The organism is Arthrobacter sp. Cza30 (genome assembly GCF_059090765.1).
On the sequence record NZ_JBNHGA010000003.1, the window covers coordinates 455,347 to 470,156 of the forward strand.

Annotated in this window: 16 protein-coding genes; 1 reads left to right on the top strand and 15 read right to left on the bottom strand. The window is 71.0% G+C overall.

Annotated elements, in window-relative coordinates; all coding sequences use genetic code 11:
- Window positions 1-6: 6 nt before the first annotated feature.
- From AC5RVZ_RS11650 to tilS, 14 genes are all read right to left on the bottom strand, one after another.
- Window positions 7-720 (bottom strand): DUF2520 domain-containing protein, encoded by a 714-nt coding sequence (locus AC5RVZ_RS11650; RefSeq protein ID WP_494065916.1) that lies wholly within the window; start codon window positions 718-720, stop codon window positions 7-9.
- Window positions 717-2,462, bottom strand: a complete 1,746-nt coding sequence (locus AC5RVZ_RS11655; protein ID WP_494065917.1) for a PH domain-containing protein — start codon at window positions 2,460-2,462, stop codon at window positions 717-719. The genes AC5RVZ_RS11650 and AC5RVZ_RS11655 overlap by 4 nt, the downstream gene beginning before the upstream one ends.
- Complete coding sequence (locus tag AC5RVZ_RS11660; RefSeq protein ID WP_494065918.1) at window positions 2,459-3,082, bottom strand: PH domain-containing protein; 624 nt, start codon at window positions 3,080-3,082, stop codon at window positions 2,459-2,461. Before AC5RVZ_RS11660 ends, AC5RVZ_RS11655 begins: the two co-directional genes overlap by 4 nt.
- On the bottom strand, window positions 3,054-3,521 hold the full coding sequence (locus AC5RVZ_RS11665; protein ID WP_494065919.1) for a DUF3180 domain-containing protein: 468 nt from the start codon (window positions 3,519-3,521) through the stop codon (window positions 3,054-3,056). Before AC5RVZ_RS11665 ends, AC5RVZ_RS11660 begins: the two co-directional genes overlap by 29 nt.
- Complete coding sequence (folK, locus tag AC5RVZ_RS11670) at window positions 3,518-4,072, bottom strand: 2-amino-4-hydroxy-6-hydroxymethyldihydropteridine diphosphokinase (RefSeq protein ID WP_494065920.1); 555 nt, start codon at window positions 4,070-4,072, stop codon at window positions 3,518-3,520. Before folK ends, AC5RVZ_RS11665 begins: the two co-directional genes overlap by 4 nt.
- Window positions 4,069-4,461 carry a dihydroneopterin aldolase gene (gene folB, locus AC5RVZ_RS11675; protein WP_494065921.1) on the bottom strand — a complete coding sequence of 131 codons (393 nt, stop codon included), beginning with the start codon at window positions 4,459-4,461 and terminating at the stop codon, window positions 4,069-4,071. Before folB ends, folK begins: the two co-directional genes overlap by 4 nt.
- Window positions 4,434-5,267, bottom strand: coding sequence for a dihydropteroate synthase (folP, locus tag AC5RVZ_RS11680; RefSeq protein ID WP_494065922.1), 834 nt, complete (start codon window positions 5,265-5,267; stop codon window positions 4,434-4,436). Before folP ends, folB begins: the two co-directional genes overlap by 28 nt.
- Complete coding sequence (gene folE, locus AC5RVZ_RS11685) at window positions 5,264-5,860, bottom strand: GTP cyclohydrolase I (protein ID WP_494065923.1); 597 nt, start codon at window positions 5,858-5,860, stop codon at window positions 5,264-5,266. The genes folP and folE overlap by 4 nt, the downstream gene beginning before the upstream one ends.
- Window positions 5,861-5,869: 9 nt before the next feature.
- Entirely contained in the window at window positions 5,870-7,876 is a 2,007-nt protein-coding gene (gene ftsH / locus AC5RVZ_RS11690; RefSeq protein WP_494065924.1) for an ATP-dependent zinc metalloprotease FtsH, read from the bottom strand.
- Window positions 7,877-8,030: 154 nt separating this feature from the next.
- Entirely contained in the window at window positions 8,031-8,582 is a 552-nt protein-coding gene (gene hpt / locus AC5RVZ_RS11695; RefSeq protein ID WP_494065925.1) for a hypoxanthine phosphoribosyltransferase, read from the bottom strand.
- A 55-nt stretch (window positions 8,583-8,637) separates the two neighbouring features.
- Window positions 8,638-9,144, bottom strand: a complete 507-nt coding sequence (locus AC5RVZ_RS11700; protein WP_494065926.1) for a hypothetical protein — start codon at window positions 9,142-9,144, stop codon at window positions 8,638-8,640.
- Window positions 9,145-9,156: 12 nt separating this feature from the next.
- Window positions 9,157-11,055, bottom strand: a complete 1,899-nt coding sequence (locus AC5RVZ_RS11705) for an alpha/beta hydrolase (protein ID WP_494065927.1) — start codon at window positions 11,053-11,055, stop codon at window positions 9,157-9,159.
- On the bottom strand, window positions 11,052-11,321 hold the full coding sequence (locus AC5RVZ_RS11710) for a hypothetical protein (RefSeq protein ID WP_494065928.1): 270 nt from the start codon (window positions 11,319-11,321) through the stop codon (window positions 11,052-11,054). Before AC5RVZ_RS11710 ends, AC5RVZ_RS11705 begins: the two co-directional genes overlap by 4 nt.
- Before the next feature lie 105 nt (window positions 11,322-11,426).
- Window positions 11,427-12,446 carry a tRNA lysidine(34) synthetase TilS gene (tilS, locus tag AC5RVZ_RS11715; protein WP_494065929.1) on the bottom strand — a complete coding sequence of 340 codons (1,020 nt, stop codon included), beginning with the start codon at window positions 12,444-12,446 and terminating at the stop codon, window positions 11,427-11,429.
- Between the two features lie 203 nt (window positions 12,447-12,649).
- On the opposite strand from tilS, the gene ppa reads away from it, so the two are divergent.
- On the top strand, window positions 12,650-13,183 hold the full coding sequence (gene ppa / locus AC5RVZ_RS11720) for an inorganic diphosphatase (RefSeq protein WP_494065930.1): 534 nt from the start codon (window positions 12,650-12,652) through the stop codon (window positions 13,181-13,183).
- Between the two features lie 67 nt (window positions 13,184-13,250).
- Here the strand turns inward: ppa and AC5RVZ_RS11725 are convergent, their stop codons facing one another.
- On the bottom strand, window positions 13,251-14,645 hold the full coding sequence (locus tag AC5RVZ_RS11725) for a peptidoglycan DD-metalloendopeptidase family protein (RefSeq protein ID WP_494065931.1): 1,395 nt from the start codon (window positions 14,643-14,645) through the stop codon (window positions 13,251-13,253).
- Window positions 14,646-14,810 lie beyond the last annotated feature (165 nt).

Sequence of the window (14,810 nt, forward strand, 5' to 3'; positions counted from 1 at the left end):
CGCAGGTCACTCCGGCAGGGTCGCCGTCGGGTCGGGGCCGGGCCCGGAGCCCGCCTCCGTCAGCGCGTGATCGACCGTGGTGTGGACGAGGGACGACAGATACGCACCCGGATGCGGCACGCCGGCCTGAGCGAGCAGACCGGTCGCCTGCTGGACGATGGAGCGCGAGAACTCCCGCGCGGTGGCGATCGCCTCGGCATACGCCGGGCGGGCCGCCTCGTCGACGACGACCGGTTCGCAGCCCAGCTCCACGGCGAGCGCCTGCGCGATCGGCAGCACCGGGCCGGGTGCCGTCACGGCGGCGTACGAGCTGCTCAGTGCACGCAGGTCCATCGACGTGCCCGTGAAGGCGATCGCCGGGTGGATCGCCAGCGGGATCGCTCCCCGGGCCATGGCGGGAGCGAGGACGCCGGTGCCGTAGGACGGATCGGTGTGCAGCACGAGCTGACCCGGCTGCCACGCGCCGACCTCGGCGAGACCGCTGACGAGCCCTTCGAGCTGGGCGCCCGGCACGGCGATGATGACGAGCTCGCTTCGACGAACCACCTCGGTCGCGTCGAGCGTGGGCACGCCCGGGAGGATCGCCTCGACGCGTTCGGGATCGGATCCGGCCGTGATGCCGACGAGCGCGTGACCGGCGCCCGCGAGGGCGGCACCGACCACCGGGCCCACGCGGCCCGCCCCGATGATGCCGATACCCAGGCGCCCCTCGCGTGTCACCGTCGCGGATCTTCGGTCGCAGCCGTCGCGGACTCGTCCGCCGAGGACGCGCCGGCCTGGTCGCCGGCGCCGAGGACGCGCTCACTGACGCCGTGGCCGTCGGGTCCGCCCACTGGGGTGGAGGGGAGGTCGGCGCCGGCTTCATCGTCCGCGTCTTCCGCCCAGCGGTGCGAGCGGTCGTCGAGCGCTGCGCGGACCGAGCCGCGCGCGACGTCGTCGAACAAGCGCAGCGCGCGGTCGCGGTCGATGGCCGCGAGGTAGGGATAGACCGGTCCGGTCACGACGTGCGCACGAGCATTCGCCACCTTGGAAAGGCGATCGAGCGGTCCCTGGTACACGCCGAAGCTCTGCAGGCGGGCGAGCGGCAGGAGCGCGAGCTTGCGCCAGACCAAGCCTCGGCGCAGCAGCAGCAGATCGTCGGTGAGACGGAATCCGTTGCGCTTCCACGACAGCGGCCGGATCCACCACGCGCGCCGCGGCGTGTTGGTGAACGAGTCCTCTTCGCTCGGACCCGACATTCCTTCGCGCACGATGAGGGCCCACTCCGCGTCCGGCACGGAGGGCTGCAGCAGGCGCAGCACCCGCTCGACATCGGCTGCCGTGCCGACCGGCAGCACGGTCGTGAACTGGTCGGTCGCCGTGTCGGACATGCTGCGGCCGGTGAGACGGTTGATGCGCACCATCCACCAGCCCGCCGGGCGCCAGAGGATCGGCTGGGTCACCTCGACCGCATGGACGCGCCCCGGAGGAACGATCTCGGTGACGGTGGTGAGCAGGCCGAAGGTGATCCGGACGCCATCCGGTGTCGGCGCGATCGAGTAGCGCAGCGATCGAACGATGGAGCGCACCCAGTACGCACCGAAACCGAGCAGCGCCGGAACGAGGGCGAAGAGCATCCAGACGGCACCCTGGGCCACGCCGACGATCACCACGACGATGGCTGCCAGCAGCGCCAGCGTCGACATGCTGACGATGTGGGATGCCACGAGCCGCCCCAGCGGGATGTGCACCACGGACTCCGGCGCGGGCACGGGCGCTTCGTCGCCTTCGATGATCCCGGTGAGCCCGCGTCCCACGGTCTGTCCGAGCGCTGCCACGCGACCGCCCGCACGGGGCGTCTCGCCACGCGCCGCGGCATCCGCCAGTCGCCGCCCCGAGGCCAGCCGCAGGATGTCAGCGCGCACCGCCTCGGCGTTGGCCGTGGACAGGTACTCGAGCTTGACGTTGGCATCGGTGCCCGCGCCCACCACCTCGAGCTTGGCCATGCCCAGCAGCCGAGCGATCATCGGTCGGGTGAGGTTCACGCCCTGCACGCGGTCCAGCGGCGCCCGGCGCTGGGTGCGGAACAGGATGCCGCTGCGCACCTCGACGTCGTCGCCCGTGATCCGGAACGTGTGGAACCGCCACGAGAGGTAGAAGATCGCCACGAGGACGATCAGCACCACCAGGACCACCAGCGCCGCGACGACGTACAGGTTGTTGGCGACGATGAAGTCGATCGGATCGCCGCCCGAGCCCTCCCACTGGCCCACCTCGTCCCGGATGTCGGGCGAGAGCCAGGGCAGGAAGACGAACAGCAGCCTGTCGCGCAGGTTTGTGATGACGATGCCGATCACGACGATGAGCACGAGCCCGCCGCGCAGCAGCGGCGTGAGCGGGTGCAGCCGGTGCCACTCGCCGTCGCTGAGCGGCGAGCGCACGAGCTCCTGCGGTGGAGCGGTGGTGCCCTCGAACGAGGTCATAGCCCTGTGCGCCGGCTCTCGGCCACAGCGACGAGGTGGTCACGGAGCGTCTCGGCCGTGGACTGCTCGAGGCCGGGAATGGTGACGCCTGTCGCCGCGGCGGCGGTCACGAACTTCAGCTGCGCGATGCCGAACCCGCGGTCGAGGGGTCCGTGCGTGATGTCGACCAGCTGCATGCGCCCGTACGGAACCGCGACGAACCGCTGCCACAGGATGCCGCGGCGGAACACGAGGTCGTCCTCGCGCAGCTGGTAGCCGATCGAGCGCGCCTGACGCGGAAGGATGGCGAGCGTCCACGCGAGGATCACCGTCATCGCGCCGCCCGGGATGAGCGCCCACCACTGGTGCATGACCACCGTCAGCACGATCGTCGCGACCGCGACCAGCAGCAGGAAGGATCCGTTGGAGATCAGCTGCACCCGCACGTACTTCGGCGAGATCTGGTGCCAGACGCCGCCGGTGAGGACGAGCCGGTTCTCCGACCGCGGCTCCGCCAGGTGCGGGTAGGTCGCGCCGTCCCGCAGTGCGGCGGGGGCGGAGTCCGAGGCGACGGGCGTCAGCGGACCGGGGGTCGCGGTCGCCGCCGTCCCCTCAGGCGTCGCCTCCGGGCTGTTCGTCATCGTCGTCCTTCCGGATCGTGCACAGGTGCTCCGCGACCAGTCCCGCGGCGACCAGGATGGCGCCGCACACGGCCGTCGCGATGACCGTCGCCAACGAGCCTAGCGAGGGCACGACCGGCCGCGTGGTCACGAAGACGAGGAGGCCGACGCCCATGCCGCCGATCACCGCCCCGACGATGCTCGACGCCTTCGCCAGCATCGCGATGCGCACAGCCCGGAACGGGTTGACGACCGCGTTGCCCGTGCCGCGGGTCGCCCGCCGGATCGGCACAGCGAGCACCACGACGACCGCGCCGAGCAGAACGAGCAGGATGGGCAGCGTCACTGCGGGTGCGAACGTGGGGCGGCCGCTCGAGGTGAGCACCTGGTTCACCAGGAACCCGGCCGCGACACCGAGCATGGTTGCCAGAAGCAGGGCCCCCGCCCCGGTGCGCCTCATCGCTCTCCTCGCAGCCGCTCGAGCACCGCGTCGACGCGTCCGACGCCGGGCAGGGTGGCATCCGGGTCGAGGGACAGCCACGGTTCCAGGACGAACTCGCGCTCAGCCGCGCGCGGATGCGGCAGGAGGAGCTCGGCACTGTCGCTGCGCAGGTCGCCGTACGCGATCAGGTCCAGATCGAGCGTGCGGTCCTCCCAGCCCGGGTCGTGGGCCGACCGGATCACACGCCGGACGCGGCCCTGCTGCCGCTCGATCGCGTGCAGGTAGCCCAGCAGCACGGTGGGCGCGAGGCGCGTGGTCACGAGGGCGACGGCGTTCAGATAGGGCGGCGCCGAGGGGTCGGGGCCTTCCGGCGTGAGCGCGACGGTCTCGACGGGGTCGGAGACGCGCACGCGGTCCACCAGCGGCAGTCGCGCCAGTGCACGGACCGCGGCTTCCATGGTCTCGGCGCGATCGCCGATGTTCGCGCCGAGGGCGACGACCGCATCCACCGTCGGGTGCGACGGGCGCGGGGCGTCCGACTGGATGCCCTGGGCGAGGCGGCGGCTCATGACACCGTCCTGTCACGCTCGTCACGCCGCGCGCGACGGATCGTCACCGCGACGTCGCCGAAGGGGACCATGATCGGCGCGTGCGGCTTGTGCACCGTGACGGCGACCATCCGCACGGGGTCGCGCGCCAGCAGGTCGTCGGCGATCCGGCTCGCGAGCGTCTCGATGAGGTTGAGCGGCTCGCCGCCGACGATCTCGACGACGCGCTCGGCGACCTCGCCGTAGTGGACGGTTTGAGCGACGTCGTCCGACGCGGCCGCGCGCGCGGTGCTCAGGTAGAGCGACACGTCGACCACGAACTCCTGCCCTTCCCGTCGCTCGTGCTCGTAGACGCCGTGCCGCCCGAACGCGCGGACGCCGGTCAGGACGATCTCGTCGGCGAAGTCCATCGGTCGTCTCCCTCCCAGCTTCGCGCCACCACGAGAGCATCTCGCGTGGCGGCGACATCGTGCACGCGCACCGCCCAGACCCCGGCCTGCGCGGCCAGCACGCTCGTCACGGCCGTGGCCAGATCACGCCGGTGCTCGTCGACCGTGGACGGGTCGTCGGCCAGCGCCTCGGCGAGGAACCGCTTGCGGCTGGTGCCCACGAGCACGCGGGGGCCGACTCCCGCCAGTCTCGGCAGTCCCCGGAGGGTGGCCCAGTTCTGCGTGCCTCTCTTGCCGAAGCCGATGCCGGGGTCGAGGATCACCCGCGACGGCGCGATGCCCGCCGCCGCAGCCGCCTCCATCCGCGCCACGAGCTCGCCGACCACCTCGGCGACCACGTCGCCGTACTCGGCCTGTGCGTACATGTCGGCGGAGTGACCGCGCCAGTGGCCGATCGCGAGGTCGGCATCCGTTCCGGCCACGGCGTCGAACATGTCGGCGTCGGAGAGCCCGCCGGACACGTCGTTCACGATCCGTGCGCCTGCCGCGACAGCCGCGACGGCCGTGGTGGCGTTCATCGTGTCGATGCTCACGACAGCCCCCGCCTGGGCGAGCGCACTCACCACGGGGAGCACCCGCTCCTGCTCGACACGCGCGTCGACGCGGTCCGCACCGGGCCGGGTGGACTCGCCGCCGACGTCGATCATGTCGGCGCCCTGGTCGCGCAGCCGCAGACCGTGTGCGATCGCGGCGTCGGCATCGGCGTAACGTCCGCCGTCGCTGAACGAATCGGGGGTGACGTTCACGATGCCCATGATCCGTGTCATCCGGTGCTCCCGGGGTGCGACAGCAGGGCGATCAGCTCGGCGCGGGCGGCCGGCTCCGCCAGTTCCCCGCGCGCCGCGATCGTGACGGTCGAGGAGTCGGACTGCCGGCCTCCTCGCATCGTGACGCACTCGTGCGTGGCATCCAGGACCACCAGCACCCCGCGGGCGTCGAGGGATGCCGCGATCGCGTCGGCGATCTGCTCCCCCAGGCGCTCCTGCACCTGCGGCCTCGACGACAGGATCTCGACGACCTTGGGCAGCGCGCCGAGCCCGACCACCTGCTCACCCGGCAGGTATGCGATGTGCGCCCGCCCGCGGAACGGCAGCAGGTGGTGCTCGCACACGGACCGGAAGCGGATGTCGCGCAGCATGACCGCCCCCGACGGGAGCGTGTCGGGTGCGGGGCCGCGCGTGACCGAGATCGTGTGGGCCAGCGGTGCGGCGGCATCCTCGCCCACGCCGGCGAAGAACTCGGCATACGCGTCCGCGACCCGCGTCGGGGTCAGCCGCAGCCCGGGACGCTCGGGGTCCTCCCCGATCGCCTCGAGCAGCTCGCGGACGAGCGCCGCGACGCGTTCACGATCGACGGCCACGGGCGGAGCCTACGCCGTCGCGGGACGCGCCTGCCCGGTGGGGCGCCGCTTGGGTGCCTTCTCGGCGGCGGGCTGCTCGGCCTCGACGCTCGCGGCCAGACCCGCTTCGTCGCGGCGGACCGGCACGGGGATCGGGGGCAGCGTGGACACGGGGCGCTGCTCGCTCGAGAGCCACTGCGGCCGAGGCGGGAGCTTCTTGATGTCCTTGAAGATCTCGGCCAGCTCGAGGTGGTCCAGCGTCTCCTTCTCCAGCAGCGCCAGCGCCAGCCTGTCCAGGATCTCGCGGTTGTCGTTGAGCACCTGGTAGGCCTCGTTGTGCGCCTGCTCGATCAGGGCGCGCACCTGGGTGTCCACACGCTCGGCGATCCGCTCGCTGAAGTCGCGTCCGTGCCCCATGTCGCGGCCCATGAAGACCTCACCGGAGCTCTGACCGAGCTTGACCGGCCCCACTTCGGTCGTCATGCCGTACTCGGTGACCATCTTGCGCGCGATGCTCGTGGCCTTCTCGATGTCGTTCGAGGCTCCCGTGGTCGGGTCGTGGAACACGATCTCCTCGGCGACGCGGCCGCCCATGGCGTAGGTCAGCTGGTCCTGCAGCTCGTTGCGGGTGACGGAGTACTTGTCGTCCAGCGGCAGCACCATGGTGTAGCCCAGCGCCTTGCCGCGCGGGAGGATCGTCACCTTGGTCACCGGGTCGGTGTGGTTCATCGCCGCCGCCGCCAGGGCGTGGCCGCCCTCGTGGTAGGCCGTGATGAGCTTCTCGCGATCCTTCATCACGCGCGTGCGCCGCTGCGGGCCGGCGATCACGCGGTCGATCGCCTCGTCGAGAGCGCGGTTGTCGATGAGCTGCGCGTTGCTGCGCGCGGTGAGCAGAGCCGCCTCGTTGAGGACGTTCGCGAGGTCCGCGCCGGTGAAGCCGGGCGTCTTGCGTGCGACCACCTCGAGGTCGACGCCGTCCGCGAGGGGCTTGCCCCGACCGTGGACCTCGAGGATCTTCTGGCGGCCCTTGAGGTCGGGCGCGTCCACGCCGATCTGCCGGTCGAAGCGGCCGGGTCGCAGCAGCGCCGGGTCGAGGATGTCGGGGCGGTTGGTCGCGGCGATGACGATGACGTTGGCCTTGGGGTCGAAGCCGTCCATCTCGACGAGCATCTGGTTCAGCGTCTGCTCGCGCTCGTCGTGCCCGCCGCCCAGGCCCGCGCCGCGGTGGCGTCCGACGGCGTCGATCTCGTCGATGAAGATGATCGCGGGCGCGTTCTCCTTGGCCTGGTTGAAGAGGTCGCGCACGCGGCTGGCGCCGACGCCGACGAACATCTCCACGAAGTCCGAGCCGGAGATCGAGTAGAACGGCACGCCCGCCTCGCCGGCGACGGCGCGCGCGAGCAGCGTCTTCCCGGTGCCGGGAGGGCCGTACAGGAGCACGCCCTTGGGGATGCGGGCGCCGACCGCCTGGAACTTCGAGGGGTCCTTCAGGAAGTCCTTGATCTCCTCGAGCTCTTCGATGGCCTCGTCGGCGCCGGCGACATCCTGGAACGTCACCTGCGGCATCTCCTTGGTGACGAGCTTCGCGCGGGACTTGCCGAACTGCATGACCTTGCTGCCCCCGCCCTGGGCGCTGGAGAGCAGGAACCAGAACAGCAGGCCCAGCAGCAGGATCGGCAGCAGGAGGGAGATGAACCCGTCGAACCAGGTGGCGCGCGGAACGGCGTCGTTGAATCCGTCCTTGGGGTCTGCGGCGTTGATCGCCTCGACGACCTCGTCGGCGCGCGCGGTCACGTAGTAGAACTGCACGTCCGTGGCGCCCTCGTACGCCTTGGACAGCGTCATGTCCACGCGCTGGTCCCCGTCGGTGTTGACGACCTCGGTGACGGTGTCACCGCCCAGCAGCTCGAGGCCCTCCTGCGTGGAGATCTGCTTGGCGCCGTTCAGGCTCGAGATGAGCGAGAACCCCACGATGAGGAAGACCCCGATCAGCAGCACATAGAACAGCGGGTTGCGGGTGATCTTCTTGAAGTCCATGACCCGGGCGCGAGCCCGATCCCTTTCGTCGAGAGCCGTCAGGCGAACCGGATCACGACCGCCGACGGGTGGATTCAGGGTATCGCGGGCCGCCTATGAGGGCTCTGTGCATTCGCCGACGGCGTATTCCGACGGCGCACTCCCGTCCGCGGGATCAGGAGTAGACGTGCGGCGCGAGGACGGCGACGTCGCGGAGGTTGCGGTAGCGCTCGGCGTAGTCCAGCCCGTACCCGACGACGAACTCCGTCGGGATGTCGAAGCCGACGTACTTGCAGCGCACTTCCACCTTCGCCGCCTCCGGCTTACGCAGCAGCGCGAACACCTCGACGGATGCCGCGCCGCGGGCGGCGAAGTTCTCCAGCAGCCAGCTCAGCGTCAGTCCGGAGTCGATGATGTCCTCGACGATCAGCACGTGCTTGCCCATGATGTCGGTGTCGAGGTCCTTGCGGATCTGGACGACACCGCTGGACTTGGTTCCCGCGCCGTACGAGGACACCGCCATCCAGTCCATCGGCGCCACCGCCTTGAGCGCGCGGGAGAAGTCGGCCATCACCATGACCGCGCCCTTGAGCACGCCGACCAGCAGCAGGTCCTTGCCGGCGTAGTCGGCGTCGACCTGAGCGGCCACTTCCTCGAGCCGGGCCCGGATCTGCTCCTCGGTGACGAGGACGTCGGTGATGTCGCTCTGAACGTCGGCTGCGCGCATGGGTCAGAGTCTACGTGGCGGCCGAAGGGTCGCTGGAATCCGTCCGCGCCGGCGGTCAGCTGGAGGCGGTGCTGTCGCCGCGCACGGTCATCGGGCTGACCACGAGGATCTCCAGCACCTCCGCACGCTCCGGCTGCGTCTTGACCCAAGTCAGCTCGATGTACCACTCGCCATCGCCCATCTCGGTGCGGTAGCCGTCGGCGATGCGCACGCCACCCTGCGTCTCGCGCACGCGGGACTGCTGCCATCCGTCGGCCACGAGCGCCTCCGAGACGGCGGCAGCGGCGTTCGCCGAGGCATCCGGCTGGTCGACCAGGTTCAGGCTCTCCAACGCCTGCCACCACGCGGCGTCCGACGGCGAGGCGGTCGACTCGGTCGGTCCGAAGCGGGGCTCGGACTCCGAGAAGCCGACGTCGGAGATGAGGTCGGCGGGGACCAGCGCCATGACGTCCGCCATGATCCGGTCGGTCTCGGCGTGGTACTCGTCGAGGCGGCTAGCGGGCTGCATGGTGCATCCTCCCAGGGCGACGGCGAGAACGACGGCGAACGCGGCGACCAGCATGCGACGCATCCGTCAGTTCACCTCCGTGTAAGTCGGCTCGTAGTCGTCGCGGTCGATGCCGTCGATCGTGATGACCTGGTCTCCGACGATGAGGGTCTCGTTCTCGGCGTACACCTCAGCGCTTCCTCCCGTGATGACGGCGACCATGTTGTTGAACGACGTCGAGCCGGGGGTGTAGAGCGAGCTGTGGCTGTCGACGGCAGACGGCAAGCCGTTGCCGGGCACGTTGTAGTCCTCGATGTCGGTGCTGTCCAGGTCCGCGCCGTCGATCATTCCCGTCTCGAGACGCGTGACGCCGTCGGCGGTGAGGGTCGACTGTCCGTGCAGCGCGTGCACATCGCCCTCCCTGCCCTGGATCAGTCCGACCACGAGGTCGTTCCGACTCATCATCGCGTAATGCGGCACGTTCGAGGTGTGCGGGAAGTCGTCCAGGCCCGAAACGCCGTCGCCCATGCCGGCCGCCGCGACGTACAGCACCCGGTCGGCCCGGAGCCCCGCCTGCTCGGCGAGCCCCACGGTCGCCCCGCCATAGCTGTGACCCAGCACGGTGAGCGAAGCACTCGTCGGGATCGCGATGCCCGCGGCGAAGTCGCGCAGCCGCGGGGCCAGGTCGTGCGAGTACGACGCGTTCATGGCCTCCGGGATGCTCTGCGGGAACACCCCGCCTGCCCACTGGAACACCGCCGTGTCGGGGCCTGCCGCCTGGTAGAGGTCGGCCGCGCGGCTGTCGCCGAAGTCGGTCATGTTCGATCCCGTACCCGGCACCGAGATGGCCACCGATCGCACCCACGATGGGATGTCGCCGGTGTCGGGGTCGATCGGGCCGTGATACGTGGCGATGGCCTGCCGCGAGGGGTCGAAGACGACCACGCGTGCGCCCGAGTCGGTGCGAGAGGCGCCGGACTGGTCGGTCCAGCGGACCTCCTGCGTCAACAGTCCGTCGTAGTAGTCGATGAGGCGCTGCTGCTCGGCGATCAGTTCGTCGTATTCGGCCTCGACGCCGTCGTCGCCGTAGTAGGCCGCGTCCACGGCGTCGTCGCGGAGCTGCTCGAGCCGCTCGATCTCAGCTCGGCGCGCGGCGATCTCGCGGCGGATGTTGATGCGGTTCGCCGTCACGCGGTCCGCGATCGGGATGCCATCGAGGTTGCCGATTGTCATGGGCGAGGACTCGATGAGTGCGTCGCGCTGCGACCGGTCGAGGCTGTCCCACACCTGCCGGATGAGGACGGGGTCGCCGAGCGCGGCGATCTGGTCCGCGGTGACCTCGTCGGTGTCTTCCGCCCACAGCGCCGTGGCCGCGGTGACCCCGGCGGCGCTCACGATGCCGTCGTGGGTGATCGTCGCGACGAGCGGGATGCCGGCGAGGCGATCGGCCGTGTCACGGTCCAGCCGCTCCCTCTCGTCGCGCAGCGCGTTGTAGCGGGCACGCGAGTCGCGGTAGTCGTCGATGGCGGCCTGCCACCGGGTCAAGTGGCTGCTGTCGTCGAGGTACATCCACGAGGGCAGCACGTCGTCCCAGTCCAGCGCCCACCCCACGACGAACTCGGATGCCGCATTGAGTGCCGCCTCCCGCCGGGTGCCGATCATGTCGAAGTCCGCCTGTGCGGTCGCGAGCGCGCTCGCCGCGCGTGCTCGGATGTCGGCGACTGCGGTGGCGTACTCGTCGAGGATTCCGGCCGCCGCGTCTGCGGCATCCGCCACCGCGGCGAAGCGGTCGGCGAGCACGGTCATGCGCGGACGCAGCGCATCGACGCTCACCGCCACGACAGGCGACAGCGCCGTCAGCGCCGAACGCGTATCCGCGCCGCGGTCGCGTTCGGCGGTCGCGCGGGCACGGAAGAGGCCGGCGATGCTCCGGATGCCTTCGACGCTGCCCTCGCCCGGGTCGGCGGCGAGACCCGGCAGGCTCATTGCGGCGCTCCGGCCAGCTGCGCGTCGGTGCGGCGCAGCTCGGAGTGCACCGTCGCGGTGTCGGTGGCCAGCTCGTCGCCCACGCCGGCAAGGGCGGTCATGGCGCTCTTGACCACACCGTCGACCCGGTTCAGCGCCGATTCGACGACGGAGGAGCCCAGCACGCCGAAGGCCGGGCAGAACGACTCGACCGCGGCGTCACCAGCCTGCCGCAGGTGCGAGACCGCCGCGGTGAAATCGGAATCGTCGAACTCGATGTCGCTCATGTCTGGCCTCACCCTAGCGAGACCCGCCGATGCGGCAGGAGGGGACATTTCCCCATGTCGGCGGTCGACGTCGCCGGCGTCGGGGCGAAGGCACCGCGCGGCGGGTCAGCGCGCCGCGATCTCGATGCGGCCGCCCACCCGGCGGGCGCGGCATCCGGGCAGGTCGATCGGGCCCTGCCCCGACCAGTCCGTCACCAGCCGGGCGACCTCCAGCGTCTGGGTGCGCGTGAGGCTCTCGTGGAACTCGCTCGCCACCACGTGCCGGATGATGCGGTGCCGCAACGCTGCGGGATTGGCGGCGAGCGCGGCGACGGAGATGGAGATCCCGGCCTCGGCGTGCTCGACGATGTCCTCGATCGTCTCGTCGATCATCTCGTCGAACGCCTCGGCGTCTTCGCGCAGCTGCGCGGCGGTGCGGGCGAGCGCCTCGGCGATGCCGGGGCCGAGCTCGGCCTCGAGCACCGGCAGCACCCGCTCGCGCACGCGCACGCGCGCGAAGCGGGTGTCGACGTTGTGCGGGTCGTCCCATGGCTGCAGGCTCTGCGCCTCGCAGGCCGCGCGCGTCGTGCTCCGCCGCACGGACAGGAGGGGTCGCAGGAGGCGCAGGCCCTCGAGCTCGGCGCTCTCCGCCATCCCTTGCAGGCTTGCGGCACCGGCGCCTCGCGCCAGACCGAGCAGCACGGTCTCGGCCTGATCGTCGAGGGTGTGCGCGGTGAGGATCGCCGCGGCGCCCGCTTCCCGGGCGGCGTCCCGGAGCGCGGCGTACCGTGCGTCACGAGCGGCGGCCTCAGGCCCGCCGTCCGTCCCGACGTCGACGCGGACGACCCGCGCGTCGAGCCCCAGTGCGGTCGCGGCGGCGGCGGCCCCGGCAGCGACATCGCCCGATCCGGGCTGCAATCCGTGATCGACGGTCACCGACAGGGCGCGGATGCCCCGCTTGGGCGCCTCGAACGCCACCGCGGCGGCGAGGGCCAGGGAGTCGGCGCCGCCCGACAGCGCCACGATCACCGTCGCGGCGTCGGGCAGCCCGTCGAGCATGCCCCGTACCGCGAGCCGCACCTCGGCGACGGCGGGATCAAGTCCGGGTCGGCGCTCCTTCACCGCTCCACGGTAGCGGTCGCCCATGGCGCGCGGCGGCCGAGGCGCGGCCCGCGTGCGAGGCGCGGCCCGCGTGCGCACAATTCAGGCAGAACGCGTCCACCGGGTCCTTCTCGGTCGACGAAGGCCGTGTCTGCCTGAGTTATGCGCGGTGGCGCCGCGCAGACGCCCGCTGTGGCGCGGCGACTAGGCTGGTCGCGGCATCCCACCGTCTTCCGAAGGAGCACCATATGGGCGCGTACGACGCCGTCATCGAGATCCCGCGCAATAGCAAGATCAAGTACGAGGTCGACCACGGCACCGGCCGCGTGTTCCTCGACCGCATCCTGTACACGCCGATGGGCTACCCCACCAACTACGGCTTCTTCGAGAACACCCTCGGCGAGGACGGCGACCCGCTCGACGTGCTGGTGCTCCTCGACCACGACCTCGCGCCCGGCATCCTCGCGAAGGTGCGGCCGGTCGGCGTGCTGAAGATGAGCGACGAGGCCGGCGGCGACGACAAGGTCGTCGCGGTGCTCGCGAAGGACCCGCGCTGGACGCACATCCAGGACGTCGCAGACATCCCGGAGTACACCCAGAAGGAGATCGCGCATTTCTTCGAGCACTACAAGGACCTCGAGCCCGGAAAGTGGGTCAAGGTCGACGAGTGGGCCAGCGCCGCTGAGGCCGAGCGTCTCGTGGACGAGGCGTTCGCGCGCTTCGCCGAGCACGAGGGCCAGACCAAGACCCAGGGTGAGGGCGTCGCGCCGAACTCGCTCTGATCGCTGGAACGACGAAGAGCGGATGCCTCGAGGCATCCGCTCTTCGTCGTTTCAAGCGGGGCTGTCCCTAGAGCCAGACGCCGCGGTCGGCCATGAAGGGGGCAGGGTTCGTCGTGCCGCCGTTGACATAGACCTCGAAGTGCAGGTGGCATCCGTACGAGTTGCCGGTGTTCCCCTCGCTCCCGATGAGCTGGCCCGCTTGAACCCACTGGCCGTAGCCGACGAAGATCCCGCCGGGGCGGATGTGCGCGTAGCCGGTGCCGATGCCGCCGCCGTGGTCGATCTTGATGTAGTTGCCGTAGCCGCCGTTGTATCCGGCGTAGACGACGCGACCGGCGGATGCCGCGTAGATGCCCGCGCTGCAGCCGGCGGCGAGATCGACGCCGTAGTGGTAGCTGCTGGAGCAGCGTCCGTTCGAGCAGACCTGCGAGCGGGGCCCGTACCCGGAGCTGCGCCATCCCGACGACGGGCGCGCCCAGCCGGAGCCGACGACACCGCCGCCACCGCCGCCACCGCCGCCGCCACCGCCGCCGCCACCGCCGCCGTTTCCGGCGTTGGCAGCCTGCTCGCGGGCGATGCGCTCAGCCTCTTCGCGGCGTCGACGCTCCTCCTCCTCGCGGCGGCGGCGCTCCTCCTCGCGGCGGATGCGCTCACCCTCCTGGTACGCTGCGACCGTCTTCGCCGTCGTGTCCTGCAGAGCGGCGAGCTGCGCGTCCAGCGTGATCTTGTGGGCGTTCTGCTCCTCGAGCGCCGCCTGCGCGGCGTCCGCGGCCTGCTGCGCGGCGACCATCTTGTCTTCGGCGATCTTCTGCAGGCGGTCGCGCTCGGCGCGCTGCACCTCCGCCTGGTCGCTGAGGCTCTTGGCCGTGTCGCGTGCGGTCACGGCCTGCGCGTACACGGCCTGGTTGCGCTGGACGAGCTTGTCCATGGTGCCCAGGCGCGCGAGCAGGTCGTCGGCGCTGGCCGCCGACCCGGCGAAGAAGAGTTCGAGCGAGGTGTCGTCACCGCCGTTGCGGTACAGCTGCGCCGCGACGCGTCCGGCCTTGTTCGCCGCTTCCAGCGCCGCGGCGGCCTGCTTGTCGGCCTCCTCCTGCAGCTGGTCGGCGCGCAGAGCGGCGTCGAAGTACTCCTGCTGGGCGACGTAGAACTCGTCGGATGCCTGCTGCGCGGCCTGATTCTTCGCCGCGACGTCGGCTTCGAGGCCGGCGATCAGTCCCTGGATCCTGGCGATCTCGGCGGCCTTGGCCGCCTCGTTGGCCTTCGCGCGCTCGACGTCGGGCCAGGACGGATAGTTGGCAGCGAACGCGGGAGCCACAAGCGGGCCGCCGAGCGCGCTGAGGGCGGCGAGTCCGATGACTCCGACACCGAGGGCGCTACGCCGGCTCATCGTCGGCCACAGGATGCTTCGCTCGCGTGCGGACGGCGCGCAGCCGCACTCGTCGAGGGCGTTCTCGGCGTTCACCGGTCCTCCCGTCTTTACGCCAACCCGTTCACACTAGCAACATCAGTCACAGGCGCAACCGGTTTTTCGACGCACCGCTGCTCAGCTCCAGGCGCGGCTTCCCGCCAGTGTCGCGCCGGGGATGGACCGGCACAAGCGCGCCACGCGCTCGATTCGCAATTCGCC

What these genes read in the sequence shown, in the direction of transcription:
- AC5RVZ_RS11655 (WP_494065917.1), bottom strand. Translation starts at nt 2,462, where the DNA reads ATGACCTCGTTCGAGGGCACCACCGCTCCACCGCAGGAGCTCGTGCGC.
- AC5RVZ_RS11660 (WP_494065918.1), bottom strand. Translation starts at nt 3,082, where the DNA reads ATGACGAACAGCCCGGAGGCGACGCCTGAGGGGACGGCGGCGACCGCG.
- AC5RVZ_RS11665 (WP_494065919.1), bottom strand. Translation starts at nt 3,521, where the DNA reads ATGAGGCGCACCGGGGCGGGGGCCCTGCTTCTGGCAACCATGCTCGGT.
- folK (WP_494065920.1), bottom strand. Translation starts at nt 4,072, where the DNA reads ATGAGCCGCCGCCTCGCCCAGGGCATCCAGTCGGACGCCCCGCGCCCG.
- folB (WP_494065921.1), bottom strand. Translation starts at nt 4,461, where the DNA reads ATGGACTTCGCCGACGAGATCGTCCTGACCGGCGTCCGCGCGTTCGGG.
- folP (WP_494065922.1), bottom strand. Translation starts at nt 5,267, where the DNA reads ATGACACGGATCATGGGCATCGTGAACGTCACCCCCGATTCGTTCAGC.
- ftsH (WP_494065924.1), bottom strand. Translation starts at nt 7,876, where the DNA reads ATGGACTTCAAGAAGATCACCCGCAACCCGCTGTTCTATGTGCTGCTG.
- hpt (WP_494065925.1), bottom strand. Translation starts at nt 8,582, where the DNA reads ATGCGCGCAGCCGACGTTCAGAGCGACATCACCGACGTCCTCGTCACC.
- AC5RVZ_RS11700 (WP_494065926.1), bottom strand. Translation starts at nt 9,144, where the DNA reads ATGCTGGTCGCCGCGTTCGCCGTCGTTCTCGCCGTCGCCCTGGGAGGA.
- AC5RVZ_RS11705 (WP_494065927.1), bottom strand. Translation starts at nt 11,055, where the DNA reads ATGAGCCTGCCGGGTCTCGCCGCCGACCCGGGCGAGGGCAGCGTCGAA.
- AC5RVZ_RS11710 (WP_494065928.1), bottom strand. Translation starts at nt 11,321, where the DNA reads ATGAGCGACATCGAGTTCGACGATTCCGATTTCACCGCGGCGGTCTCG.
- tilS (WP_494065929.1), bottom strand. Translation starts at nt 12,446, where the DNA reads ATGGGCGACCGCTACCGTGGAGCGGTGAAGGAGCGCCGACCCGGACTT.
- ppa (WP_494065930.1), top strand. Translation starts at nt 12,650, where the DNA reads ATGGGCGCGTACGACGCCGTCATCGAGATCCCGCGCAATAGCAAGATC.